7 protein-coding genes and 1 pseudogene are annotated in these 7,355 nt (G+C 60.2%); 1 reads left to right on the forward strand and 7 read right to left on the reverse strand.

The genetic code is table 11. The annotated features are described in order from the left end of the window. Positions 1-491 precede the first annotated feature (491 nt). Positions 492-638, forward strand: a complete 147-nt coding sequence (locus AB4Z10_RS29680; protein ID WP_441473989.1) for a hypothetical protein — start codon at positions 492-494, stop codon at positions 636-638. A gap of 18 nt (positions 639-656) precedes the next feature. On the opposite strand, the gene AB4Z10_RS29685 is transcribed toward AB4Z10_RS29680, so the two are convergent. The 7 genes and pseudogenes from AB4Z10_RS29685 to AB4Z10_RS29715 form a co-directional block, all read right to left on the reverse strand. Then, entirely contained in the window at positions 657-1,190 is a 534-nt protein-coding gene (locus AB4Z10_RS29685) for an RES family NAD+ phosphorylase (protein ID WP_441473990.1), read from the reverse strand. Then, complete coding sequence (locus AB4Z10_RS29690) at positions 1,187-1,558, reverse strand: hypothetical protein (RefSeq protein WP_441473991.1); 372 nt, start codon at positions 1,556-1,558, stop codon at positions 1,187-1,189. The genes AB4Z10_RS29685 and AB4Z10_RS29690 overlap by 4 nt, the downstream gene beginning before the upstream one ends. Before the next feature lie 1,177 nt (positions 1,559-2,735). Further along, entirely contained in the window at positions 2,736-3,044 is a 309-nt protein-coding gene (locus AB4Z10_RS29695) for a GCG_CRPN prefix-to-repeats domain-containing protein (protein WP_441473992.1), read from the reverse strand. A 174-nt stretch (positions 3,045-3,218) separates the two neighbouring features. After that, positions 3,219-4,160 carry an HlyD family secretion protein gene (locus AB4Z10_RS29700; protein WP_441473993.1) on the reverse strand — a complete coding sequence of 314 codons (942 nt, stop codon included), beginning with the start codon at positions 4,158-4,160 and terminating at the stop codon, positions 3,219-3,221. Further along, positions 4,157-4,417 carry a DUF3302 domain-containing protein gene (locus AB4Z10_RS29705; RefSeq protein ID WP_441473994.1) on the reverse strand — a complete coding sequence of 87 codons (261 nt, stop codon included), beginning with the start codon at positions 4,415-4,417 and terminating at the stop codon, positions 4,157-4,159. The genes AB4Z10_RS29700 and AB4Z10_RS29705 overlap by 4 nt, the downstream gene beginning before the upstream one ends. Positions 4,418-4,696: 279 nt before the next feature. Then, a complete protein-coding gene (locus tag AB4Z10_RS29710; protein WP_441473995.1) occupies positions 4,697-5,044 on the reverse strand; it encodes an HdeA/HdeB family chaperone in 348 nt (115 codons plus the stop codon). Between the two features lie 140 nt (positions 5,045-5,184). Beyond that, positions 5,185-7,352 (reverse strand): annotated as a pseudogene (locus tag AB4Z10_RS29715) (arylsulfatase). Between the last annotated feature and the right edge of the window lie 3 nt (positions 7,353-7,355).

The raw sequence follows: 7,355 nt of genomic DNA on the forward strand, positions 1-7,355 counted from the left end.
CTTCGTGCCGCATCTAGATTGTCAAATGCGTTCCGAATGGAATCTCTCAGACGTAGATCTTCTTCCTTTTCGCCGATTGCGCAAAGGAATGCACTTTTCAAGAAAACCATACATTGGTCATAGCTCGAAGTGAGATTTTCGCGACTTAGATCTGACCTCATGGTGGCCCCACGCAACTAAAAGTGGTTCAAGACGGGCCGGCGTAGTCGTAGCAGGGAAGAGAAGCATAAAATATAGGCCGATGGCCCGTCAAAAGACATGACCTACGTCAAATCGGATGTCTATTTTTCGACGGTTTTAGTGGGGTTGCCAGCATTCGGGCCCGCAAAGTAAACGCCAAACTCATGGCGCCAACGGTGGTAGTTAACCTCTGTCACGCCGATTGACGAGGGTCTACTGAAAGCACCCACGAAGCGCTGTGGATCGCGCACGGCACAGCGACGCCAGTGCGCACCAACACGATCCCAGCTGGCTTTCCAAGGGAGATCCCAATGGAAATTGCCGACTCCCATGCCTTCGAGCGAGCTTGGGATAGGGTCCAGGAACTGACGGACGCGATCGAAGATAGCCTTGAAGAAAAGGAACTGGTCGAGCTCATCAACGCCATGGAAGAGTACGAGCGGGAACACGCCTTTTAGGGATGACCGCTCAAGCTCTCAGGGCCGATTGTGCCAACTGGATCTGTCATCGGGCAATTTTCCGTCCGGATCGTTCACCTCGACCTTGCTGTCGCCCTTCAGCTGCTCGTTGAAAACGACGACATTGACGCCGCCTGGATTGGCCACGCTCGGAAAGATAATGCCCGTGTGGCCAGCGCCCAGAACCAGATCACCGAGCACCCACGTCGGAGGCTCGATATGCAGGTCGAACTTCAGGTGTCGCCAATCTTCCTGCCAGCTATGCCAGAGATCATCCCACGGTTCCCCGTGGCTCAGTTGTCGGAGATCGACGAGTTTCTGCAACGACACCGTGTAGGAACAGATCGTGCAAGGCGGCAGGAAGGGAGACGTCTGCTGGTACTCCCGCAACGCCGTCGCTTCGTCGAGCGACATATAGAGCGCCTCGACACCCTCCCGATTGAAGCGGCCGCCCTTGAGCGCGGCCCCAGCGCCACTTGTTGGCCGGCTAGCCCACTCCGGTGTGTGAGCCCGGAACAGCAACGTGCCGGCCGGAAGATCCTTGAGGATCACCCGACATACCCCGAGCTCACGGACTCGAGGTAGTCGATTGCATCATTGGTTCGTCCTTCCGCGACTAACTGCAAGATTGTCTTATGTCGGAAGGCTGGAATCGGAGCGTTCTTGATAAGAAAAAGCGCCCGATCCTGGTTGGGCTGCACTGTAGATGCAGCGGACAGAACCCGCATCAGATCACGGAGAACCGCCTGCAGTTTGGGCGTATTGGGATGTGTCCGGATCGTGTTGCGGTGAACTGCCGCGATCGCGGCGAGATCCTGGAGCTGAAGACCAAACAGGCCGGCAACGCCGGGCGCCGAAAGATCAGAGGTTCCGGGCTGATGCACCGACTCCAGCACGTCGGGCAGCGCGAGCGCAGACATGGGTTTCTCCTGGCAAAAGAGCACCCGCACAATCTATGCACAGTATGCGCACTTTTCAAGCAATGACAAAGCTGCCCCCCGTGCCATGTCCCCGTCTCGGCGATGTGAGTTTCGTCACCGTGACGCGAGCGCGTGAACGCCTCGCGATAACTCGCATCGTTGTAGAGCGGAACTCCCATACGCTCGCGTTCGCCGGCCACGAGCGTCAACTGCATCTCTAACGCGGCACATTTAGGACATGGGGTCAGTCGGCCCTAACCGTTCGAGCTATGGTTCGAAGCGGATCGACCTCTCTCAAAGCGATGCGACCAAAAGCAGCGGAAATTTCCCGCGTACCGGCAATGTGTCGATTCCGGGGGGCGGTGTCGGCGCAGGGAACAGCTACGGGCGGTTGATCGATTCCTTATATCTTCGGAGGCAATCCGCCTCGATCAAAGACAGGAACGGATTCAACAGGCCTTCCGGGCCTTGACCGGTCGGAATGTCTTAGGACGCGTGTCTCGTGGCTTCCTCGATCTCGGTCAATCCGTCTGGCGTGTCGTTAGCCTCACTGCCCTCGTCCTGCACCTTGGTCTGATCGCTCACACGCCGCCCGGTCTGAACCGAATCCGCCGCTAGAGGGCTTTCTTGCGGTGTAGTCAGGAGCCTATCATCGTCGAGGCGGGCCGGACTTTCCTTTTGCATTTGCATGACTGCACTCCTGCCAAGCATTGAAGCTGGAGCGGGGCAAGATGTTCCCCGCCTTAAAACAAAGTGCGGAAATGCAAACTCGAACGCGGTTTCGGAAATCCAGTCGTGCACGCCTGTCAACGGGCCGCCGGATTCTCAGCAAACGGCACTTGCCAACCTCATGGACGGGTTATCGAGCACGCCGCCGCCGGCTAGCACCAACCGGCTCTCCTAACCGTCGATACCAAGCCGTGCTTTCCCGACGATCAGTTCGATCGACGTACCCGCTTGGACCCAGTGCGCGCGCCTCCAGAGAACGAGAACTCAGGGCGATCAGTCACCCCGGACCAACCTGATCGTTCCGCTCGGCCTGGCGGCCCGGGCATCTCCGGAGCTATCTGCCGGGTCTGCTTTATGCTTCTCGGCTGCGAGCCCTTATTGCCCTGATCGAACGGGTGATGCGGTCCCGTCGGATTCGGAGACCTCGGATACTCGGGCGCCGCAGGGCTTAACGGATCACAATTGGCCGTCGATCAATGACGACGGGACGCGGCCGAACGACTGGCCGAGGAGCGACCACAACAGGCCGGGGAGCGACAACAACGGGGCGCGGTGCAACGACGACGCTCCCGCCGCCTCGGACGCAGCCGCCGAGAGGCCCGCGATAGAAGCCGACACCGCATCCGCCCGCGACCTTTGTGACGTCGTATGTCCTTGTCTGCGACAGGGCGGATGACGTCGGCATGGCCTGCGCCCCAAACGATGTCAGGGCGAGGAACGTGACGCTCATCGAGGCCATAACAATTCTCACGAGCATTCTGGTCGCTTCCTATTCCATTTCGAAATATAATCAGGCTGCCGAGCAGCCAAATTGGCTCAAGGTGTCTCTCCCCTGAATAGCGGAAAACAACACCGGGATTGCTCCTGCCGAACAATTGAGGGCAGGACCTGACGCGCCTCTGACTGGGGCAACCGGAAGAACAAACCTTCTTCAAAATGGGTTAATATAATTGGTGATCGCGACCTGACGCAGCAGCACCCTACGGATCAGATGCGTCGGCTTGACCTGATCCGTGAAGATCGCAGCCTCGCCTGTGCTCCCGGCAGGCAGCGACCCGGCAAAGGTTTCATCGTCAAGCTTGACGCGCACGACGAAGGGCGCTGATGCGATTGCCTTTGGCGCAACGGCTACGCCGGAAACCTGAACCTGGCCTGTGGCAATCGCCTGCACGAGGCTCTCGACCTTGCCTGTTAGTACCCTGCCCGGGAACATCTTGAAGGTGAGTTCGACTTGCTGGCCGGGAGCGAGATAGCGTGCGTCGATCTGAGCGATTTCCACACCGATGGCCGTCTCGGAGGTGTCGATGAAGGCCATCACCGGCGCCAGCGGGAGATTCGCGACACGAGCTCCCTTTCGCAGCGCGACATTGGTGACGTAGCCGTCGGTCGGCGCGCGAACCACGGTTTTGTCGAGGTTCCACTGGGCCGCCGCGAGTTGAGCTTTCAGCTGTTCGACCTCGGCCTGGCGCTGCTCGACGTCGAAGGCGCGTCCCGTGCCGTGCGTCTGCAACTGGGTCATCTCGGCCAACCTCGTCTCCTGAAACTTGAGCTGCGCGGCGAGGGCATCGACCTGTGACTGGAACGGAACCGGATCGATCCGGAACAGCACGTCGCCCGCCTTGAGCGGCTGGTTCGGCCGGACCGGCACGTCGACGACCTCACCCGCGACATCAGGCACGATGGCTACCGAATTCCGGACGACCAGCGCCGCCCCTTGCGGAGCGCCCCAGTTCATCGGCACGAACAGGCCGACCAGCAAGAGCACGAAGACAACGGCCGGCGAGATCTTCCAGAACAGGTTGAAGCGAATGATCCCGAGCTTCACCAGGATGAAGAGCAGGGCGAGATAGACATTGAGGAGAACCAGGATCACGGCGCAGTCGCCTCACCGCCCGAGCCGAGGCGCGGCTTGGCCGGCCAATCGACAAAAGCCCAGATCAGGACGGCTGGCCACAGCACGAAGCCGAGGATGAATGTTACCCATCCGCCTGCGGCGACAGCCTCGACCCAGGGATGGTTGCGCTTCCGGGCTATCATGCCCGGAAGCATGGCGAGGAAGACCACGACGGCGATCATGCTGAAGACCAGCACGACCAGTACGATCCATGCGAAGATGTCAAGAAGGGACATGACTGTTTCATCCTATGGGAACGCTTTCGGAGACAGTCACTTGCAGCTCCGAAGCGCAGAAAGAAGTAATCCGGACGAGGAGATGCGCGCCTGTGATGAATTCGGCATTCACGAAGGCTCCCATCAGAGCCGACGCGGGGCCAACGGATCGGAGAGCCGAAGAGCGGCAAATGAACCTTGGCGAAACGCATTGGGAGGCGTCGGCCCTGCGAGGAAACGCAGTCGAATGACTCATGAAGGACGGTCCGTGCCCGAGTCTGCCAGACACGGACCGTCGCCTCATTCGGCGCGGCGAGCTTTTTCGGCCTTCAAAAGTACATCGATAGCTTTGATGATCGTCGATCCTTGATTCGCCTTGCAATAGACGATCAGCTCATGGACGCCTTCTTTGACCCTGGGCAGATTGACGGAAGACTTCTTCCCGAGTCCGTTATACCAGCCGCTGTACCAGATGCCGAGAAAGTTCGCGTCTTCCTGGAACGTTCCGGCGAGCTGTCCGCAGGTCAGTTTCTGGACATTGATGTAGCCATTCTTATCGGCATAGGCGCTCAGTTCCGTTTGGGCCTGAGCCGGGATCAACGGCATCACGGCCGCGGCAACAAGAACAAGAGCAAGTCGTTTCAACATGAAGTTTCCCTTTTTTTCAATTCGGCAGTGCATTCGACCGACACGTGCCCCCTCCGGCTCGAAGGAGAGACGTTTCCACGCCGTCGAAATTAAGAAGGAGGCGGCGAGGATCGTGCTCGCCGCCTCCGGTTGGTCGGCGCTCAGTCCAGGTAATCGACCGTCAGATGCCGAATCTTGCCGTTGAAGGCGAAGGGCTTGCGGTCGAAATACGCAAGTGAGACGGGGGAATAGCTGTCACGGCCGACGTCAAAGGCGTCATTGGCAGTGAAGGTAAGCGCTGCCGAGCGTGGGACGCGCCCCTTGCTGACTTCCTTGCCGTCGACGCGGATAAATCCGCATCGATGGTGACGAGGTTGCTGCGTGATCCGAGCTTCGGCGCGGTAAACTCGGGGACGCCGACGACCTCCTGCGTGAAGCTGAACGACTTGGCGGGGTTGGACGGAGCATCCTCCGGGTGGAAGATCGCGGACCATAGCGCGCCGCCGACCGGATAGACCTTATTATCTTTCGCGCTCACCTCGAAAGCCTTCTTCAGCTCGTCGAGCTTGCCGGGATGAGCGGCGGCGACGTCCTTCGCCTGCGAGAAATCCTTGTTGAGCTCGTAGAGCTCCCAGACATCGTTCTTCGGCGACCATGTCATGATCGAGGGATCGACGCCCGCTTGCCAGGGTACGCGCGGCCCGAATGCCGAAGCGATCCAGCCGTCCTTGTAGTAGGCACGACTGCCCATGACCTCAAAATACTGCTCCTTCTTGTGGTCCGGCGCCGTCGGGGACGCGAAGGAATAGGTCATGCTGGTGCCGTCGAGCGGATCCTGGCTGACGGCGTCGACGAGCTTCGGCGGCGTGATGTGCAGGATGTCGTAGATCGTCGGCACGATGTCGTTGACGTGATGGAATTGCGGACGCGGCGTCCTGTCCGCCTTGATCCTGCTTGGCCAGGACACTGCGAGCGGCGTGCGCGTTCCGCCGAAATGCGCGGCGATCAGCTTTGTCGAGCGGTAGGGGGTGGAGCCGGCCCAGGCCCAGCCGGCATGGTACATGTTGTCCACCTTGGGCGACCCGAGCACGTCCAGGCCGCCGAGCTCGTTCATGGTGCGGATATGGTCCTTGATCTCGGACGGAATGCCGTTTTGCGCCAGGAGCTCGCTGATCGTGCCGTTCTGGCCTTCCGCGCTCGAGCCGTTATCGCCCCAGATGTAGAAGACGAGCGTGTTGTCGCGGATGCCGAGCTCGTCCAGGGCATCGATCAACCGGCCGGCCTGTGCATCGGCATGTTCGGTGTATCCGGCGAACACCTCCATGAGCCGACGCTGGAACGGCTTTTCGTCCTCGGGAATATCGGCCCATGCGGCAAGGGTCTTCGGCCGCGGCGTCAGCTCGGTGTCTTTCGGGATCCAGCCGAGTTCTTTCTGGCGGGCGAAGACGCGTTCGCGCATCACGTCCCAGCCTTCGTCGAACTTGCCCTTATATTTGTCCGCCCAGTCCTTGAAGATGTGATGCGGACCATGGGAGGCACCGGGGGCCCAATACATGAAGAAGGGCCGATCCGGCGTCAGCGCGTGGACCTGCTTCATCCATGAGACAGCCTTGTCGGTCATGTCTTCGGTGAAGTGATATTCCTTCTTCCCCTCGGACGGATTCAGCCGGACCGTGTTTTCGACGACCGCAGGCTCCCATTGCGAGGATTCTCCGGCCAGGAAGCCGTAGAAGTAATCGAAGCCGATCCCCTGACCTGCCGGCCAGTTCGTATAAGGGCCGACGGCCGTGGTCTCGTTGGCTGGGGTGTTGTGCCATTTGCCGAAGGCGCTCGTCGCGTAGCCATAATAGCCGAGGACCTTCGCCGCGGTTGCCGATGTGCGCGGGATCCGGCCGGAATAGCCATCCCAGTCGTTCGCCAGTTCGGTGATCTGGCCGGAGCCGACGCGATGGTGATTGCGCCCGGTCAGCAGCGCCGCCCGGGTGGGCGAGCACATCGCGGCATTATGGAAGCGGTTATAGCTGATCCCGTCTCCGGCAACGCGGCTCAATGTGCGTGTATCGATCACGCCGCCGAAGGTGCTCGGAAGCGCCGGACCGACGTCGTCGAGCATGATCACGACGATGTTCGGCGCGTTGGCCGGGAGATGCGACTTCGCCGGCAGGGGGCTGTAGGTCGATTCCGCGATCGTCGGCCCGGCCTTGCTCCCAGAAGGCTTCGGCGGAAACGGCAGCGATTCCTGGGCGACCACGGGCGATCCCAACATCAGCAGCGTCGTGCTGACGCCCAACCAGCGCGCTCTGAATGGGTGACTAGGCGGCCGTTTCATTCG

The organism is Allobosea sp. RAF48, assembly GCF_052114025.1.
Lineage (GTDB): Bacteria > Pseudomonadota > Alphaproteobacteria > Rhizobiales > Beijerinckiaceae > Allobosea.